This window comes from candidate division WOR-3 bacterium, from assembly GCA_011052815.1.
Classification (GTDB): Bacteria; Hydrothermota; Tepidihabitantia; order SM23-42; family SM23-42; genus DRIG01.
Genome location: DRIG01000062.1, coordinates 14,378 through 32,024 on the forward strand (window position 1 = coordinate 14,378; position 17,647 = coordinate 32,024).

The 17,647-nt window shown below is 45.4% G+C and carries 15 protein-coding genes and 1 tRNA gene; 8 read left to right on the forward strand and 8 right to left on the reverse strand.

Features of this window, described 5'->3' with window-relative positions; translation table 11 throughout:
- Positions 1–45: 45 nt before the first annotated feature.
- Entirely contained in the window at positions 46–450 is a 405-nt protein-coding gene (locus tag ENI34_05740) for a hypothetical protein (protein ID HEC78628.1), read from the forward strand.
- Between the two features lie 26 nt (positions 451–476).
- On the opposite strand, the gene ENI34_05745 is transcribed toward ENI34_05740, so the two are convergent.
- Positions 477–549 (reverse strand) — tRNA-Thr (locus ENI34_05745).
- Between the two features lie 93 nt (positions 550–642).
- On the opposite strand from ENI34_05745, the gene ENI34_05750 reads away from it, so the two are divergent.
- The 7 genes from ENI34_05750 to ENI34_05780 are packed head-to-tail and all read left to right on the forward strand — an operon-like array spanning position 643 to position 7,873.
- The gene (locus tag ENI34_05750; protein HEC78629.1) at positions 643–1,701 is read left to right on the forward strand and encodes an iron-containing alcohol dehydrogenase; all 1,059 of its coding nucleotides are present in this window, start codon (positions 643–645) and stop codon (positions 1,699–1,701) included.
- A 38-nt stretch (positions 1,702–1,739) separates the two neighbouring features.
- The gene (gene bamD, locus ENI34_05755) at positions 1,740–3,377 is read left to right on the forward strand and encodes an outer membrane protein assembly factor BamD (GenBank protein HEC78630.1); all 1,638 of its coding nucleotides are present in this window, start codon (positions 1,740–1,742) and stop codon (positions 3,375–3,377) included.
- Positions 3,378–3,389: 12 nt separating this feature from the next.
- Positions 3,390–3,617 (forward strand): hypothetical protein, encoded by a 228-nt coding sequence (locus ENI34_05760; GenBank protein HEC78631.1) that lies wholly within the window; start codon positions 3,390–3,392, stop codon positions 3,615–3,617.
- A 27-nt stretch (positions 3,618–3,644) separates the two neighbouring features.
- The gene (gene queG, locus ENI34_05765) at positions 3,645–4,664 is read left to right on the forward strand and encodes a tRNA epoxyqueuosine(34) reductase QueG (GenBank protein ID HEC78632.1); all 1,020 of its coding nucleotides are present in this window, start codon (positions 3,645–3,647) and stop codon (positions 4,662–4,664) included.
- Between the two features lies 1 nt (position 4,665).
- On the forward strand, positions 4,666–5,781 hold the full coding sequence (locus tag ENI34_05770) for a radical SAM protein (protein HEC78633.1): 1,116 nt from the start codon (positions 4,666–4,668) through the stop codon (positions 5,779–5,781).
- Positions 5,782–5,817: 36 nt separating this feature from the next.
- Positions 5,818–6,141, forward strand: coding sequence for a DUF1844 domain-containing protein (locus tag ENI34_05775; GenBank protein ID HEC78634.1), 324 nt, complete (start codon positions 5,818–5,820; stop codon positions 6,139–6,141).
- Positions 6,125–7,873: a DUF2723 domain-containing protein gene (locus ENI34_05780; protein HEC78635.1), complete on the forward strand. Its 1,749-nt coding sequence runs from the start codon at positions 6,125–6,127 to the stop codon at positions 7,871–7,873. The genes ENI34_05775 and ENI34_05780 overlap by 17 nt, the downstream gene beginning before the upstream one ends.
- A gap of 1 nt (position 7,874) precedes the next feature.
- Here ENI34_05780 and ENI34_05785 read toward each other — a convergent pair whose 3' ends face one another.
- From ENI34_05785 to rph, 7 genes are read right to left on the reverse strand one after another with little or no spacing between them, the layout of a single operon-like run.
- On the reverse strand, positions 7,875–8,753 hold the full coding sequence (locus tag ENI34_05785) for a hypothetical protein (protein ID HEC78636.1): 879 nt from the start codon (positions 8,751–8,753) through the stop codon (positions 7,875–7,877).
- A complete protein-coding gene (locus ENI34_05790; protein HEC78637.1) occupies positions 8,750–10,783 on the reverse strand; it encodes a diguanylate cyclase in 2,034 nt (677 codons plus the stop codon). The genes ENI34_05785 and ENI34_05790 overlap by 4 nt, the downstream gene beginning before the upstream one ends.
- Positions 10,774–12,282, reverse strand: a complete 1,509-nt coding sequence (gene guaA, locus ENI34_05795; GenBank protein ID HEC78638.1) for a glutamine-hydrolyzing GMP synthase — start codon at positions 12,280–12,282, stop codon at positions 10,774–10,776. The genes ENI34_05790 and guaA overlap by 10 nt, the downstream gene beginning before the upstream one ends.
- Positions 12,283–12,316: 34 nt before the next feature.
- The gene (locus ENI34_05800; protein ID HEC78639.1) at positions 12,317–14,356 is read right to left on the reverse strand and encodes a HEAT repeat domain-containing protein; all 2,040 of its coding nucleotides are present in this window, start codon (positions 14,354–14,356) and stop codon (positions 12,317–12,319) included.
- Positions 14,357–14,407: 51 nt separating this feature from the next.
- Entirely contained in the window at positions 14,408–15,916 is a 1,509-nt protein-coding gene (locus ENI34_05805; GenBank protein HEC78640.1) for a DUF814 domain-containing protein, read from the reverse strand.
- 29 nt (positions 15,917–15,945) lie between these two features.
- A complete protein-coding gene (locus ENI34_05810; GenBank protein ID HEC78641.1) occupies positions 15,946–16,926 on the reverse strand; it encodes an RluA family pseudouridine synthase in 981 nt (326 codons plus the stop codon).
- Positions 16,907–17,632, reverse strand: a complete 726-nt coding sequence (gene rph, locus ENI34_05815) for a ribonuclease PH (GenBank protein ID HEC78642.1) — start codon at positions 17,630–17,632, stop codon at positions 16,907–16,909. The genes ENI34_05810 and rph overlap by 20 nt, the downstream gene beginning before the upstream one ends.
- Positions 17,633–17,647 lie beyond the last annotated feature (15 nt).

A 17,647-nucleotide genomic window follows, 5' to 3' on the forward strand; every position in this document is an offset into this window, starting at 1 on the left:
GACATTAAATACACTTTTAATATAATTATAACTGTAGGAGGAATCATGAAGAGAAATATCGGTATTTTTTGTCTGTTATTATCTCTTTGTCTCATTACCTGCGGCGGGAAGACCCAACTGGAGATAACCATCACCGAACATCCTGTCGGCGGAGAGAATATCAGTGAACTGAGCTGTACCTTTGAAGGAAGATTGATCAACGGAACAACTCCAATCACGGCAACGATTGAATGGTGGTGGACCTATGGAAGCACCGCCCAGAAAGAGTGCCAGCATCGTGAAGAACATACCTTTGACAGCCAAAAAAGTGAAGAAGTCACGACAACCCTATCCGCTCCGCCGGGTTATGTCTTTAATGACTATTTCTGGGTGGAGATATCCTGGCAGGATGAAGACGGTACTGAGCAAAAGGTGGAAAGTCACCAGGTACGTTGTACCTATCATCCATAGGTTCAAACGGAGTCAAAAAACAAAGAAGCCAGCGAGCAGAATCGAACTGCTGACCTGCTGTTTACGAAACAGCTGCTCTACCGACTGAGCTACGCTGGCATCACCATATTATATTGACCGCAGGCGTTCTGTCAATCAATAATTAAGAAGAAATATTATTGACTTATTCAAATTTTTAGTTACTCTTAACAAATGGCTGTGTCGCTGAAGATCGAACTTCCCTCTTTTTTTGAGGTAGGTGAAAATAAAATCGAAAAGATATTCAATATCCTCAAATCGCATGACTTGAAATTCAAGCACATCCTGCTTATGGGAGACCGCAAAACCTTCCTCATCGGCGGCACCCCGATTTCGAAAAATTTCCAGAAGGAAAATATCAAGGTCACCAGGCATCTTGTGACAAACAGTGACGAGGCGAATGTGATGAAGGTAAAAAGAATAATCACCCGGAAAACACCTGACTTGATCTTGGGATTCGGTGGAGGTAAAGTCCTTGACGTCGCCAAACTGGCCGCCGGAGAGTGTAAAATAAAGTTCATCAGCATTCCGACGACCCTCTCAAACGACGGCATCTCTTCACCTGTTTCAGTAATCAAGGGCAAAAACAATATACCTGTAAGCCACATTACAACCGCCCCTTATGGAGTGATTGTCGACATCAACATAATAAAGAAAGCTCCCATAAGACACATCAAGGCAGGCATCGGTGACCTCATATCAAATCTGTCGGCTGTTTTCGACGCCCGGCTTGCCCGTTCAAAAGGGTTGGAAAAGGTGAATGACACCGCTCTATCACTCGCCGAAGCGGGTGCACTCGCCCTTCTGGAACACAAAACCGATTATATCAAAGATGACGATTTTCTGCTGACGTTGACACGCGGTCTGATAAAAAGCGGATTTGCGATGTGTATCGTCGGCTCGTCACGGCCTGCCAGCGGCAGTGAGCACAAAATCAGTCATTCGATCGACCACCTCTATGCACCCCGAAAAAACCTGCATGGAGAACAAACAGGAATCGCCACACTCTTTACAATGGCGCTCCAGGAAAATCAGCTTCTTCACAGAGTAAAAACTTTATATTCGCGGGTCTCTTTCCCCCGAAAGATAAGAAAACTCTACCTCAACAAAGATCAATTCATCAAGGCGGTCATTGAAGCGGTAAAGATAAGACCCGACCGCTACACAATCCTTGAAGAAAAAAATCTGACACGAAAAGATATAATAAAATTATTACAAACGACGAAATTATAACTGGTTGACATAGATATTTTTTTGATTAAGATATAGCTATGAAAAAGCTGTATTTTGCTGGACTATTCATCCTGCTTTCCTGCGCGGGTTTCAGACCTGTGGTGCTGGATAAATTTGAATCGGCGGCGGCATCGGAGAAAGCAGCGGTCCTGTATGAAAAAGGGAATGATTATTTCAAACAGAAGGATTACAAAAATGCGATAAAGACACTCTCGGAGATTCTCGACCGTTATGAAAAGACCGATGCCTATGAGCCGGCTCTTTATCTCACCGCCTTTTCATTCTATAAATTAAACAAATTCAAAAAAGCAGCGTCATTGGGAGAGAGATTCATAAAGGCGTTTCCCAGTTCTCAATATTTCCTTAATGCGGTCTCATTGGTCGGCGAATCATATTTTAAACTCACCGAAGATTATAAAGCGGCATATTATTTAACAAAATTTTACACCCAGAGCGAGGACACCTCGGCACGCAAAAAAGCCTTTGATCGTATCATAAAAGTACTGCCGGAACTCTCCATAAAGCAACTGGAAAAACTCCATCGGGTTTTTATGGCGGAACCGATCGATGAACATATCCTGTATAATCTCGCCCAGATCGAAGCACGTGAAGGTAAAAAAGAAGAGGCAAAGCGCGACCTCAATCTGCTCATGAGGCGTTTTCCCAATACAATCTACGCCTATGAAGTGGAGGAATACCAGCGGTTCATCAACCTCGGTGAAACATCAGGCCGCGTCGGTATAATATTACCCCTGACCGGCAAGTGGGCGAACGTCGGACAGAAGCTGGTGGGTATCATCGAGTATTTTGAAAAGAACAAATTACTGCCGTTTTCAATGCATTACCTGGACACAAAGTCCGATCCCATCGATGCAATGCTTGCGGCGGAAAAATTGATGAACAGCATCAGTGTCGATTTCCTTATCTGTTTGAGTTCGATATACAGCGCCTTCGGAGTCTGCGGTCTCGCCTATGGAAAAGGCATCCCCGTAATATTGCCGATCACTTCTGAAGAACGGCTTGAAAAACTACCCCTTGTCTTTACAACCGGCCAGCGCCATGAAGAACAGGCACGGTTGATTGCGCGCTACGCCGCCACTGAGCGGGGTATCACGAAATTCGCAATCCTCTATCCTGAGCAGACGAAATATAAAGGGGTCGCCGAAGCGTTCGCTGACGAAGTGGTGAAGAACAACAGAGAAGTGGTCGCCATGGTGAAATTCTATCCGGATTCCATCACCCTCAAGTGGCAGTTGAAGGCGATAGCGGAAAAGAATCCTGAAGCGATCTTCCTGCCGATGGACAAAGACGAGATCATCAATACCGCACCGCAGATCGCATATTATGGATTGGAAGAAATCGTTCTTCTGGGAATCGACACATTCAAGGACGAGAAGGTTCCCCGCTTTGGAGAAAAATATGTCGAAGGAGCGCTCTTTGCCTGTGCTGCACCGATTGACAGCAGCACGCTCTATGAATTCAGAAAAACCGGATATCAGGAAGATGATTTTTCAACCAGATTTTTTTATACATTATGGAAACTTAAGAAATTAAAGAACTACACACGCAGCGTGCTGCCGACGATGATCGCGGAAATTCTGAAAGAAAAAAAACTTTCTTATATCTACCAAATAAAGAACGGTGAATTCGTAAAACTGACTGAAATAGTGGAGTAACAAGGAGTTTTAATGAGAAAGAAAAAGAAAAAACAGAAAAAAGTAAAAAAAGAGGTGAAAGAACAGGAACGGGTATTCGATGTGAAGTTCTCCCGAAAGAATATCCTCTTTTTCGGCATAGGACTTATACTGATTACCATAGGATTCATCCTTTTAAGGACAGGAGACATTATCCTGGCACCGATACTCCTGATTATCGGATACCTGGTCTTCTTCCCTCTCGGTATCCTTCTAAAATAACGACTTTCTGCTCGACCGTTATTCTTTGTGATTGATGCCGGAGAAATAAAAGCACTCGGTCGCGATCTGGGTATTGATGAAATAAGAATCACGACCGCCGAACCTTTTTCAGAAGCATTGGCGCGTTTCAAAAATCAAGAAAACGGCTCCATCTTCTCGCAGCAGAGATATAAAAGTTTGAATAACATTATAAGTTTCTTCGATGTCCGGTCAAAACTGCCGGGCGCCCGTTCGATAATCGCTGCGTGTCAATGCTATCTGACGGACGAAACCCCTGACCTCACTAAACCGGGTAAACCTTACGGCAGGATAGCCCGCTACACCTGGCGCAACCATTATCTTGACCTGAAGGAACGATTAAAAAAACTCGCCCGTCGTATTAAAGAAAAATATAATATAAATTACTGTGTCTACTCCAACGGTCCGGTCGCGGAAAAACCCATCGCCCGGCGCAGCGGATTGGGTTATTACGGCAAACACAGCATCATCATCAATCCCGCTTACGGCTCATGGATTGTACTCGGCGAACTCATAACCGATATTGAGATTGAACCTGATCCGCCGTTATCCCTGGACTGCGGCGACTGCAATAAATGCATCGAAGCATGCCCGACCAATGCAATAATCCGACCGTTTGTCATTGACCGAAGCAGATGCATCCAGGAGCTCACCAACTGGTACGGTATAATTCCTGACGACATCGCCCGGGTCTGGGAAAACCGCCTTTACGGCTGCATAACCTGTCAGGAGGTCTGTCCGAAGAACAGAAATGTAAAACCGCGCGAACCGCGGACAGATATCGGTTATGTCGGCTCAAGCCTTCCCCTTCTCACGATTCTAAAGATGGATGAGAAAGAATATCGTATGCGTTTTCCCCGAAATCAAATCACTGCATCCTGGATTGATTTTCGGGCGATTCAAAGAAATGCCCTCCTTTGCCTGGGCAATCTGCGTGATAAAACAACGATTCCCATATTAAAAGAGTATGCTGTAAAAAGCGACCCGGTCTTTTCCAGAACAGCATCATGGGCATTATCCAATTTCTGAAATGAAAAGAATATCGAGACAGATAAAGACAATATGCCGCAACCCGCAAAACGCCCTGTTTCTGATCGGACACCGACTGGCTTCTGAATTCAGTTTTTACTTGTCTGCATTGACGGGAGGAAATGCATTACCGCCTGAGGCGGTGAATATCTACCCCACTGATCGATGCAATCTTAAATGTTCGATGTGTTTCGAACGGCTCAGAACCCCGAGGCTCGAGCTGGAGATAGGAGAATGGTTTGCAATCATCGAACAACTTAAAAGATTCAAACCACGAGTCCATATATCCGGCGGTGAACCTTTTGTATATCCGGCGATCGGTAAATTAATAGCATATATCAAAAAAAGCGGTCTCTTCCTCGCGATAACGACCAACGGCACTTTCCTGAGTGACTACGCCGAAGAGATTGTGCGTATGAAGGTCAATCTGGTAACGGTCTCTATCGACGGACCGGCTGAAATCCACGACGCAATCAGGGGTGTGAAGGGCTCTTTTGATAGAATCATCAATGGTCTCGCCCTGATAAATAAATTCAAAAAAGGTAGATCTCTGCCGTCGATTCGGATAAATTCGATGGTCAATTTAAAGAGACCGGCTGCGATGTTCGATATCTTAAAAATCGCCTATGAAACCAATGCAGAGAGTGTTCAATTTCTCCATCCGTTCTTTCTTCAACCACGGGATTTAACCAACCATCGTCTTTATTTACAAAAAGAGATAAAGCGTGATCTCAACTACTGGCAGGGAGCCGATATTCCTCAGAATCCGCCCAAAGATCTTGATGAATTATACAAGTCCCTGTGTCTACTGGCGAGTGAAAAACATATCGCCGTCAGAATATTTCCTTCTTTCGATTTAAAGCAGCTTACAGCTTATTATCAACAGGATACCGACCTTCCCGGCACAATCAGAGGGCGATGTCGGGCGTTATGGAACACCATGACCATCCTTCCGTCCGGTGAAGTGGAGTCATGTCCCGACTATATCATCGGCGATTGTAAAAAAGAGAGTATTCTCAAACTCTGGAACAACAGCACCATAAAAAAACTGCGTGGTCGTATTAAAAAACGCGGATTCTTCAGTGTCTGCAAAGCGTGCTGCTTCTTTTATATGTAGTTATTGACTTCAAAAAAATTTTTAATATAATTTTGCATGAGTGAGAAAGAAAAGAATACTGAAAAAGAAGAGAATAAAGACGGAAATCAGAAAAAAGGCGAACTGCTGGATGAACCGATTCAGGTGAAAGATTACCTTTATCTTACTCTTCTTTCACTCGAAAGTAAGGCATGGGCATATATGGATTTGATTGCACATCCTGAAACACAAAAACACAAAAAAGATATGGGCGAGGCTAAACTGGCGATCGATGCCATGGATGCGTTATTCAAAACGATCGAACAAGGACTCACCCCTGATCAGAAAAAAGACATCCAGACACGGTTGACCAATTTAAGATTGAATTTTGTCAAAAAATAAATCTATAAGAGTTCGCCTGAAATCCCCGTACTTCACAGGTGTATTGCTCATACTCTATACACTAATATTTTATCTCTTTTCGCTCTGTCCTACGGTATATCTCATCGATTCAGGAGAACTCGCTGCAGTCAGTTATACCCTCGGCATCGCCCATCCAACCGGGTATCCGCTTTATACCCTCATCTCATATTTCTTCGCCCACCTGCCGGGTGAGCCGGTCTTCAATCTCAACATCCTCTCGGCGTTGTTCACCGCCGCCGCTGTTTTTCTCACCTATCTTTTCAGCCGTTCAGTAATAAAAAAATCTCCCATCTCAATAATCCCCGCAATACTGCTGGCATTCGCACCGACGATCTGGCGGACTTCGATAACCAATGAAGTCTATCCGTTGACCGTCTTATTTGCAAGTGCAATACTATTTTTACTTTTTAAGATACGCGACGAACGGGATTTTTATATCCTGATGTACGTAATCGGACTCGCCTTCACCAACCATGTTATAGTCTTCACGGTCGCGGTCCCCGCTGTTCTGTATGCCGCTGTTGTATACCGCCCTTCAGCGAAGCAATTCATCGTCGGGCTGTTGTTCGCTCTCCTCGGCGGTTCACTCTATCTATATCTGATCATAAGAACGCTCGGCGGTGCGGAACTGCACTGGGGAGACACCTACAATCTGCAGCGTCTTCTGTGGCACATCACCGGAAAACAATATCGGGTCTGGATGTTCTCTCTGCCGTTCTCTGAAATTTTCATCAATCTGCAGAAAGGCATACTTATACTACTGATACGGGATTTCCTTTATATCTTCCTCATCCCGATTTTCGTCGGGTTCTACGTCCTCTTCAAGAACGAACGTAAAAAATTCTGGTTTTTCAGTACGGTGATAGTCTTCAACTTTCTATACGCCGTGAATTACTCGATCCCTGACATTGAATCCTATTATATCCCCGCATTGGTCTCCTTTATATCTGTATTGGGTTTCGGTCTGACCCGTCTGAAGAAAATACTTCCGTGGTTTGTAACCATCCCTCTTGCCCTGGCCATACCCTTTTTAAACTACAACTCCTGTACCCTCAGAAACAACACCTTCGCCTATGACCTGAGTTATGCCCATATTCGGGAGCTGCCGAAAAACAGTCTCGTGCTCTTCACCCTCTGGGATATCTACTCTCCGCTGCTCTATCTCCAGAAAGTGAAAGGAATCAGAAAAGACCTGGTGCTGATTGATAAAGAGTTATTGAGACGGACATGGTATATCAGATTTCTGAAGAATGAATATCCGGAATTTTATAAGAAGGTGGAAAACTCCATCAATTCATATCTCGTAGAGCTGTACAAGTTCGAGTATGATAAACCGTACAACCCGGCGTTGATTCAAATGCGTTTCATAAATTTACTGGAGAGCTTTATCGAAGCGAAGTTAGATGAACACGTCTATCTCATTATGCCGTTTCCGGATCGTGATCTGAATCAGACAAAGATCGATTACCATTGGATTCCGCGGGGATTGGTCTTTGAAATAAAAAAAGAAACGGCATGTGATACGCACTTCGATTTCTCAAAATTAGCCCTTGAAAAACCGGCGGTTGTCAATGACGAACGGTTAAACCACATGATAAATATCGTAGAAAGGATGGCTTACTATAATATCACTTATTTAAAAACCCAGAAACGATTTACCGAAGCGGCGGAAATCAAAAACTGGCTGGAAAATTCTTTTCCGTCTCAATAGATCAGCGCAGTGATTTTTTGAGTCTGTTCCAGAATGAATTCGCGGCTTTGATTCTTCTTATATTCTTCTCAGCCGCTTCCCTGCCCACCTCCACCAGCTCATCGAGGGCGGAAAAGTCAGCCCAGTGAAACCCGGTGATATCCGGCTTGATCACGCAATCCGCCTGTTCCAGAATTCTCTGGTCGAGATAATATCTTACAAAAGATTGGGCACGCTGGTTTATTCGAAATCCTGTATCAGGTTCATCGTTGAATCTCGGCAGATGTCCGAGATACGACGCCACCACGATCTTCGCACCGAGACGCTTCACCGGTAACACCGGAATATTATCAATCACCCCGCCGTCGACAAGAATCTTATTCCCTCTGGTGAAAGGCGGAAAGATACCGGGAATCGCACAACTCGCCCATACACCGTCCCTTATCTTCCCTGAGGTAAAAAGCACCTCTTCTCCGGTACGGATATCCAGAGCATTGCAGATAAAACGTATACGCAAATCGCGGAAGGTTTTGTCACCAAAGAGATTGGTGAACAACCGCTTCGCCGCCTCGGTTTTAATATGTGACTTTTTGAAGAAGAGCCTTCCGAAGTATATCTTTTCAAAAACCTCTTTTTTAAACCGTTCCAGTACATTCCTGCTTTCCGTATAAAATTCATCGAGTCCGAAATTCTTGAACTCTTCGGATTTAATCATCTCTTCAGCCTTGCTCTTCAGGTCTTTTGCCGAACCATCAAGACAGTAGATCGCTCCGATCACCGAACCCATCGAGGTACCGGCGACGAACTTCGGTTTTATGCCGTGTTCTTCCAGCACTTCCAAAACACCGATATGTGCCAGACCTTTTGCACCGCCGCCGCCCAACGCCAATCCAAAGCTCACGTTCCGCTCCTCTCTTCAGAAACAAGAGACTTCTTATCTTTATCCTCCTGCTTTGAGGATGTCTTCTTTTTATCAGCCAAAGTCTTCGCCACTGCTACCTGATCCCTGCCGTTCTGTTTCGCCCAATACATCGCCTCATCGGCCTTCCTGATCAATTCATCCCTGGTCTCCGCATCAGTAGGGTAGTGTGCCACACCGATGCTTACGGTGATCTTTATCCTGGTGTGATCGACCTTTATACTGGATTTCAAAAGGTGGTCCTTGAGGTGCACGGCGTGATCGATCCCTTTCTTAAGGGAACATCTGGGAAAAATCATCACAAACTCCTCACCTCCGTAGCGTGCCGAAATACAATTCTTGGATTTGGTCATCAACCTTCCGAGAAACTCCAGAACCTTATCACCTCCCTGATGTCCGTAGGTATCGTTTATCTGCTTGAAGTGATCGATGTCGAATAAAAGCAGAACAAGTTCCCTTTTCTTCTTAAGTTCCTTCTCCAGGATTTCCTGAAAATAACGGTGGTTATACAGGCCCGTCAGACCGTCCCTTTCGCTCAGTTCTTTCACTTTATTATGAAGAGCCGCCCGTTGCCAGGCGAAAGAAAGCTGCGAAGCCAGAATATTCAATGCATCGATGTTGTCACGGTTGAATTTTTTCTTACGGTGATCCTCAAGCCAGATCACTCCCAGCAGTTCTTCATCCCGAAATACCGGAATACCGACGAAAGAAAGGTTCCTGGTCTTTATACTTTTTTTAAGAACCACCACATTTCCTTTACCCAGGTCGTCTTTTATAATGCAGTCTCTGTGGCGCGCCACAAAACCTACAAGGCCGTCGTCAAAAGAGAATTTCGTTTTCTCCTCCACATAGGTGGAATAAAGCACTTCTCCTTCTTCATTCAATTCATCAATAGCAGCGATACCGACGTCATTACATTCCATTACCTCTTTAAAGAATTGGGCGGCGTCTGATAAGATCTTATCCAGGTCGAGTTCTTCTTTATTCAATTCTTTAATATGCTCGGAGATTTCTTTCAAATACTTCGCCTCGTAACTCTTCTGCTCGTACAACCTGAGCATTGCAAGCAGGTAACCCGCCGAGTGGACCGCCTCTGTGAACTTCTCCTTGTCCTCCTCATCGAACAGCTGATCTTTCCGGTCCATAATCAATATCCCCTCAACCTTGTTGAGAAGGATAATCGGAGCGATCAATACCGAACCGACCTTCACTTCACCTCTGTAATATCCAAGTTCATCGGGATTCTGGACGAATTCTTTTATTAAAATCACTTTACCGGAGGCGATGACCTGGCGGTAAATACCTGATTTTACATCGATGACGGTGTCGGGCCGAAAGAGTTCTGAATGGGAAAATCCCTGGATAAGAGTAAGGTTGTCGTTGTAATAAGAAAAGATCGCGGTCGTGTATGCATTGAACATTCTGTGTATCAACTTAACGAAATAAAGAAGTGGTCTTTCAATACCTCGATGCCGATCAATATCCTGTACCGACGTCACAATCTTCTTCTGTTCAAAATCAGCCGGTCCTAAAAACTGATCCCGTGATTCATATTTCATTAATGATTTTTTAAGGAAAGACTCACTTTCCTGCTGTTTCTTTATTATGAAACCGATCACTCCCGCCGATGCAAAGAAGATGATCAAAGGTGGAAACATCACTGTGTGGGTGAAGACGGCTGAAAGTGTTTCCACGACAAAAAGGCACAATGCAACGACCCAGTAATTTATATACTTTTCTCTGTATCCGATGATCGCCAGGACCAGCGGGTATATAAAGAACAGCATCGAAGCGACGCCACCGGTAAGTTGAACAGATAGATTCGTAATGATCCCACCGGCAACACTGTGAGACAAAATTATTTTCCTTCTATTCAAGTAGTATAAAAAATAGAATAGAATAACCGCCAGAAAAACATATAGAAATTGGGATGGAAGTATCCGTTTGAATATACCAACACCGCTGACGATGCCGTAGATGATTGAAAAGATGTAAAAAATTTTTATTCCCATTCTATCGTCGAAGGCGGTTTTGAGCTAATATCAAAAACGACCCGATTTATACCTTTCACCTCATTGGTTATTCTGCTCGAAACACGGGCGAGAAACTTATACGGCAGACGCACCCAGTCCGCGGTCATACCGTCTTCACTGTAGACCGCCCTGATTGCACATACGGCGTCGTAAGTTCGCCTATCACCCATCACCCCGACACTACCGAAAGGTAACAGCACCGCGAAGATTTGCCATATCTTTTTGAAATTACGGAGTGATCGAGCTTCTTCGAGTAGAATACTGTCTGCCTGCCGCAGCGTCTCCAGACGTTCCCTGGTGACCGGCCCGATGATTCGGACGGCCAACCCCGGACCGGGAAACGGTTTTCGCTCGATGAATCTGCTGGGCAGACCCAGCATCTTCGCTATCCGCCTCACTTCATCCTTGAATAATAACCTCAGCGGTTCAATGATCTCCAGCTTCATCTTTTCCGGCAGGCCGCCCACATTATGGTGGCTCTTAATGACCGCGGAAGGTCCGATACCCTTTCCCGACTCAATCACATCAGGATAAAGTGTTCCCTGCACCAGGAACCGTACGTTCTTTATCTTCTTCGCCGAAGCTTCAAAGAGGCTTATAAACTCTCTGCCGATGATCTTCCGCTTCTTTTCAGGATCCCGCACCTTCGCCAATTTCAAAAGAAATCTTTTACGGGCATCCACCACTTTGAGATTGATTCGGGGTCTCAAAATCTTCTCGACCTCCTGCCGTTCGTTCATCCTCAGTAAACCGTTATCGACGAAAATACCTATGAGGTTGTCACCCACTGCCTTCGCCGCCAGCGACGCCGCAACCGTCGAATCAATGCCTCCGCTGACCGCACACAAGACTTTATCCTTACCGACGAGGTCTCTTATTCTTTCCACCTCCTGGTCAATGAATCGGCTCATCGACCAGTTCTTCTTTGCATGACAGATCTTTGTGAGGAAATTATCTATGATCTTTATCCCGTAACGGGTGTGGTGAACTTCAGGATGGAACTGTATCCCGTATATGTTATTCAGTCTGAAACCGGCGATCGGATTGGTCTCGGTTGAGGCAATGACTTTCGCGCCTTTTGGTAACTTCACGACTGAATCACCGTGGCTCATCCAGACACTGAATTTCTTCGGCTGGTCGGAAAAGAGCAATGCCTTCTTGGCCGTCAGCAGGGCATGGCCGTATTCACGCTTTTTCGTATACTTCACCACTCCGCCATGCAGTTTGGCGGCCAGTTGCATTCCGTAGCAGATACCGAGCACCGGAACATTCAATTCAAAAAACTTCCTGAACAGCTTGGCCCTTCCCTGGTAAACACTGCCCGGCCCGCCGGAAAGAATCAATCCCTCCACGTCTCGGTCAAGAAGTTTCTCAATCTCGATGAAGCAACTGAATATCTCTGAATACACCCTGCATTCCCGCACCCGCCGGGCGATGAGCTGGGTGTATTGAGAACCGAAATCAATAACCGCAATCATCTGAATGCCTTTAAACCACGCCGATTATGCGACATCATGAAATCCGTTTTAACGCCTCTGCAGCAAGCGTCTTTAAAGTTCTGTCTTTTGACAGTTTAAGCTGTTCAAGGATGATCCTGACCTTCTTCGTCTTCAATTTCGCAAGGGTCATTATTCCGACCTCTTTCAGTTCTTCAGCCGCCGTGTCGTCACGCGACTCTAATGATTTCAGGAATTCGGCGATCGGCTCTGCCGCCTCGGCGACTCTTTTGTGGCCGATCAATCCCAAAAGTTCTGTATGTAATGAATCTCCTTTTTCTTTGAACAAAGAAAGCAGTTCCTTCACCTTCTCTTCATCTACACTCTTTCTCAACCCCTTGAGGGCTTCGGTCTTTACTTCTATTGAAACGTCTTTCAACGCCTTCAATAAACCTGATTCATATCCCAATCTGCGGAATGTTCTTACAAGTTCAAGTCGAACACGATCATCCTCGTCTTCCAGGTACGGTAGCAGCCGGTCCACAATGCTCTGGTCGCCGATCTCACCGAGAATTGCGATAATGTTACGGCGTAGAAACCACTCTCCGCTGTCGAGATTTTCAATCAGTATCTCAATACTCTCCTTCCCGATATTTTTAAGAATATCAACGAGTTTCGTTCTGAGAAACATCTCTTCCGCCTCTTTCAGGGTGAGAAGTGCTTCACTGACCGCATCCTTGCCGAACTTTACTATCGCCGTTCTGACTTCCGGATAAATGCCGCTTTCCCACAAGAAAGAGAAGAGCATGGGCAGTACGATCCGATTCCCGGTTTCACTCAAAAATTTTATAACCTTCTTCTTGAACTGAACTGAAAGCCCTCCCCGTCCGAGAATCTTGTTGAACGGCTCCAGAAGTTTATCACAACTCTTCTTTTGCTTATTCGCCGCACAGAGATTATACAATTCTCTTAATTGATCGATCACCTCGGTCAAGACCATTGCTACTGATTCCTGTTCTATCGCTGCTGTTATTCTCTGAATAATTTCGTCGGCCATTTCGTAATTTCCCTGTTTGACGAATCTGCCGGCGATGGTGATCAATGACTTCAACCCTTCTTCTCGGACATGGGCGTTCTGAGAGTCAAGCATATTATAGTACGGGATAATTGAATTACGCAGGTCTTCTTTGGAAACGGTCGTTGACATTTTCTCGCTCAAGACCAGGCCGAGCTGCGCCAGATATTTATAGACATCAGGAATTTTTTCTTTCAGAACAGGCATTATCCTGGCGAACTTTTCTTCACCCATACCGCTGATGATACCTTTGAAATCCTTATCTCCTTTCTGTTCCGCCTTTGCCATGATTAATTCAACCAGAGTTTCATCCTTCAACTTTGAAAGGAGCTTCAGCACAAACGGTTTCAATTCAACATCACGCAGCAACTCAATTCTGTGCTCAGCGGGCAACTGTTCCAATATCCGGGCGACCGCTTCACTATAAGACTGACGTGACTGTGCAGGAGCAGAAGCAATATCCCTCGCCACCTCACTGAATTTCGTCTTCAGTTCCAGACCGGTGATCCCGGCCTCGACAAGATCTTTTAAATTCTTTATCGCTTCGACAATCTCTGATTGACTCTTTACCGCTTCCGGCTTCGCCGTGGTCATCTGAACCGCTCCACCGGTCTGGATGCCGAATTTCACGGCGTTGATTTTTATCTTCGTTGTACCTTTGGAAACAAGCATATCCGCCACACTGCCGTACTGTTTAATCTTCAATTTGGGGCTGCTGATGACCTCGTACATATTCCTGATATCGTCACTCGACACCCCGCTTTCAAATGTCAAACTGTTGACCTCTATCTTTCTGAAAGTATCAAGCAATGATTTGACGGCGATGTTTCTTGCCATATCAAACTTCTGATCCTGAAAGATGACCGTCTGTTCGAGGAAATACATGGAGAACTCGGGAATCTCAGCGAAGAGTTTATTGAGGTGAGTGATGGTGTTATTGATGACCTTATCCATCACTGGATGACCCGGCGGATAGGATTTTGCCGACCGGAAACCGACTGCAATCTCTTTCAGGAAATCATTGACAATCGACTGTTCCACAATTTATTTTAAACATAATTTTTGTTTTGTCAACGACTGAACCGTTGTAATCTATGGATTGACTGTATCGGAACCGCCTTCAGGATATAACATGGGTTTTACAAAAACGACCTCTTCCCTCATCAATATTACACTGCCCGGTTTACCTTTCTTGTTTCTTTTCAAATATTTCCGCTGGGTATAAGAGACCGGTACCTTGGTCTGTTTCTTCGCCTTGCTGAAATAAGCGGCGAGTGCGGCGGCGCTTTCGATGTCCTCCTTTCTCGGCTTCTGTCCTTTAGGAACACGGGCCTTCAGGAGAACGTGTGAACCCCCATAACCTCTGGTATGGAAAAAATAATCGTCAGGCCTTGCGTATTTAAAAGTCAGTTCCTCGTTCGACCGGGCGTTCTTTCCCACATAGACCGTGGAGCCCGATGCAAGATTGAAGACACGGAATTTCTTCTCCTCTTTCTTCTGCCCGTGATGCACTACTTCAAGGGACTGCGGCGCACCGGGAAGAGCCGCCTGAAGTGTTTTGATCTCTTGTTTTAAACTTTCAATCTTCTTTCTGATTTTCGGCTGACCCCGTTTTAATTTTTTGTATTTTCTGAAGTAACTCTGAGCATTCTCCTGCGGCGATTTGTCTTTATCCAGTTTTATCTCTACATATTTATCATCATAAGGGTTCAAAAGACGCACCTTATCACTACCTTTTTTTATTATGGAAATGTTCATCAATATCAACTCACCCAGCAGCCGGTGCTCCTCAATCTCCCTCTCGTCAACCAGTTTGCTATTCAATCTCTCAATGCGCCTTTTTAATTTCTTAATCAAAATCTTCTTCCGGGAAAGCAGCAGGTGCTTCATCCGTTCTTCACTGAATCTCTTTATTCCATCCTTCAGGGCGCTGTTCAAAGTGGAATACTCACCTAAGCAGCGGTCGGCAAAGAGGCTGATGCGCAAAGGGGAAACACCGACCAGGCGCGGTTTTGCCTTTTCTCCCCTGAGAATCATCAAAAGTTTATCCATATTCTCCCTTGATAATTCTGCTGCAAGATACTTATCAATCCCTTCAAACCTCTTCACCAATATCGAATTGATTGTCTGTCTGTTCTTCTTATAAAGTAAATCCAATTTCTCTTCACTAAGATCAGTAAGCGCGGCCTTCGGACTCTTCTCAATGTAGCGGCTGAAGAGCACCCTTTGCGATCTTCTTTTTCTGCAGCGGATATTCGGTGCTTCCCGATATAGAGAGATATCCAACATAATCTCCACCTTTTCACTGAGTTCCGCCCTTTCCAGTTTGAACCGGATAAAAGGGGTAAAATGGACCTGTTCCACTCCCGTGATACGAGCCGAGCTCAAATCATTATTAAAGCTGGGATTCTTTTCAAATCCCCTGAGTCTCTTTTCAGCAAGAAAAAGAGCCGGTGCTTCAGGATAGAGAGAAATAAATAAAGCCCGGGAACCGAGAACGAGCTGCACCATTCTTTCTTTGATCCAGAAGCCCTCGATATAGGCGTTTATCAACTCTTCTCTTATCTCACGCAATAATAAAAAAACATAGATTCCGTTCATGGATTATATCCCTGACAGACGAAAATGAATTATTTGCACTTCGCTCTCAAAAAAAGAAGGACCTTCTCCATATCCGGAGGCAGGGGTGCGGTGAATTTCATCTCTTTTTTGTTCCTTGGATGTCGAAAGATCATCTCGGCTGAATGGAGCGCCTGCCGATCGATCAAATTCAGAATTTCCTTAAACAGAGGCAGGTCTTTGCCTTTCTTGATCACTCCAGGGCTTGTCCCGCCGTAGTCTTTATCCCCGATCACCGGACAACCGACATGCTGTAGATGGACTCTGATTTGATGGGTCCTTCCTGTGATAAGACCGACCTTCAAAAAGCTGGCAATCGTAAACCGCTCCTGCACAACAAATTCCGTCTTCGCCGATTTCGATGAAAGGGGCGTCACCGTCATTCTGGTCCTGTCAAGGGTGCTGCGTCCGATGGGTGCCTCAATGACTCCGTGGGGCATACCGGGATAATTCCAGCATAGAACATCATATCTCTTCTTCACCTTACGCATCTCTATTGCCCTGCTTAAAGAACGCAGCGCCTCATCGGTCTTGGCAAAGAGAATTATACCGGTGGTATCTTTATCAAGACGGTGAAGAACCCCGGGTCTGACTCTTTCACTCAATGTCGGCAAAGCACCACAGTGGTTGAGCAGGGCATTGACCATTGTGTGTTCAAAATTACCCCGTGCCGGATGAACCACAATACCTTTGTCTTTATTGACGACGATGATATCATCATCTTCATATATGATATTCAGCGGAATATCCTCTGCTTTGATCTCCGGCGCCGGTTCTATCTCAAAACGAACAAAAATCTCATCATCGGTCTTCACCCGATATGAAGGTTTAACCGGCCGATTGTTGACCAGCACCTTACCCTGTTCAATCAGCTTCTGGGTCAAACTTCGGGAAAGACCAAGCCCGGCGATTATCAGATAGTGGTCGATACGTTTACCGCGCTGCTTTTCCGCAACGGTCCTTTTGAATTCTTTATAAACCGTCTCTCCCAATTACCTTTTTCTCCAGGGTGATAATTTCTTCTATTCCTTTGCTTGCCGCATCCAGCAATCTGTCCAGCATAGCACGTGAAACCGGCATCTTCTCCGCGGTCGCCTGAACTTCGATTATCTTACCCCTGCCCGTCATCACGAGGTTCATATCAATATCCGCCCGACTGTCCTCTTCATAACACAAATCAAGCATCACCTCATTATTCACCATACCGACACTGACCGCCCCGACGAAATCGAGTATCGGGAATGTCCTGAATTCATTATTCTTCATCATCTTTTTGATCACGGTGTAAAGGGCGATAAAGGCGCCGTTCACTGCAGCGGTCCTCGTACCGCCGTCAGCCTGAATCACATCACAATCAATAATAAAGGTACGCTCACCCACGGCAGACAGATCAATGATCGGCCTCAAAGAGCGGCCGATGAATCGTCTGATCTCCTGGGTGCGGCCGGTTAAACGGCCGAGAGTCGCCTCACGCTGTGTTCTCTCGGTCGTGGAGCAGGGAAGCAGTGCATACTCGGCGGTCAACCAACCCATCCCCTGACCGACCAGAAATTGGGGTACCCGATTCTCAACACTGACCGCGCAGAGCACCTTTGTTTTACCGACTGAGATAAAACAGGAACCTGCGGGATATTCAAGGTAATCGAGTTCTATCTTTATGTTCCGCAGTTCATCCGGTTTTCGTCCATCACTTCTCATCTTTAAATCTCTCCT

Excerpts from the sequence above, each read along its gene's own strand:
- ENI34_05790 (HEC78637.1), bottom strand. The coding sequence starts at position 10,783 with ATGGGAATAAAAATTTTTTACATCTTTTCAATCATCTACGGCATCGTC.
- guaA (HEC78638.1), bottom strand. The coding sequence starts at position 12,282 with ATGATTGCGGTTATTGATTTCGGTTCTCAATACACCCAGCTCATCGCC.
- rph (HEC78642.1), bottom strand. The coding sequence starts at position 17,632 with ATGAGAAGTGATGGACGAAAACCGGATGAACTGCGGAACATAAAGATA.
- ENI34_05775 (HEC78634.1), top strand. The coding sequence starts at position 5,818 with ATGAGTGAGAAAGAAAAGAATACTGAAAAAGAAGAGAATAAAGACGGA.
- ENI34_05770 (HEC78633.1), top strand. The coding sequence starts at position 4,666 with ATGAAAAGAATATCGAGACAGATAAAGACAATATGCCGCAACCCGCAA.
- ENI34_05740 (HEC78628.1), top strand. The coding sequence starts at position 46 with ATGAAGAGAAATATCGGTATTTTTTGTCTGTTATTATCTCTTTGTCTC.
- ENI34_05805 (HEC78640.1), bottom strand. The coding sequence starts at position 15,916 with ATGAACGGAATCTATGTTTTTTTATTATTGCGTGAGATAAGAGAAGAG.
- ENI34_05750 (HEC78629.1), top strand. The coding sequence starts at position 643 with ATGGCTGTGTCGCTGAAGATCGAACTTCCCTCTTTTTTTGAGGTAGGT.
- ENI34_05760 (HEC78631.1), top strand. The coding sequence starts at position 3,390 with ATGAGAAAGAAAAAGAAAAAACAGAAAAAAGTAAAAAAAGAGGTGAAA.
- bamD (HEC78630.1), top strand. The coding sequence starts at position 1,740 with ATGAAAAAGCTGTATTTTGCTGGACTATTCATCCTGCTTTCCTGCGCG.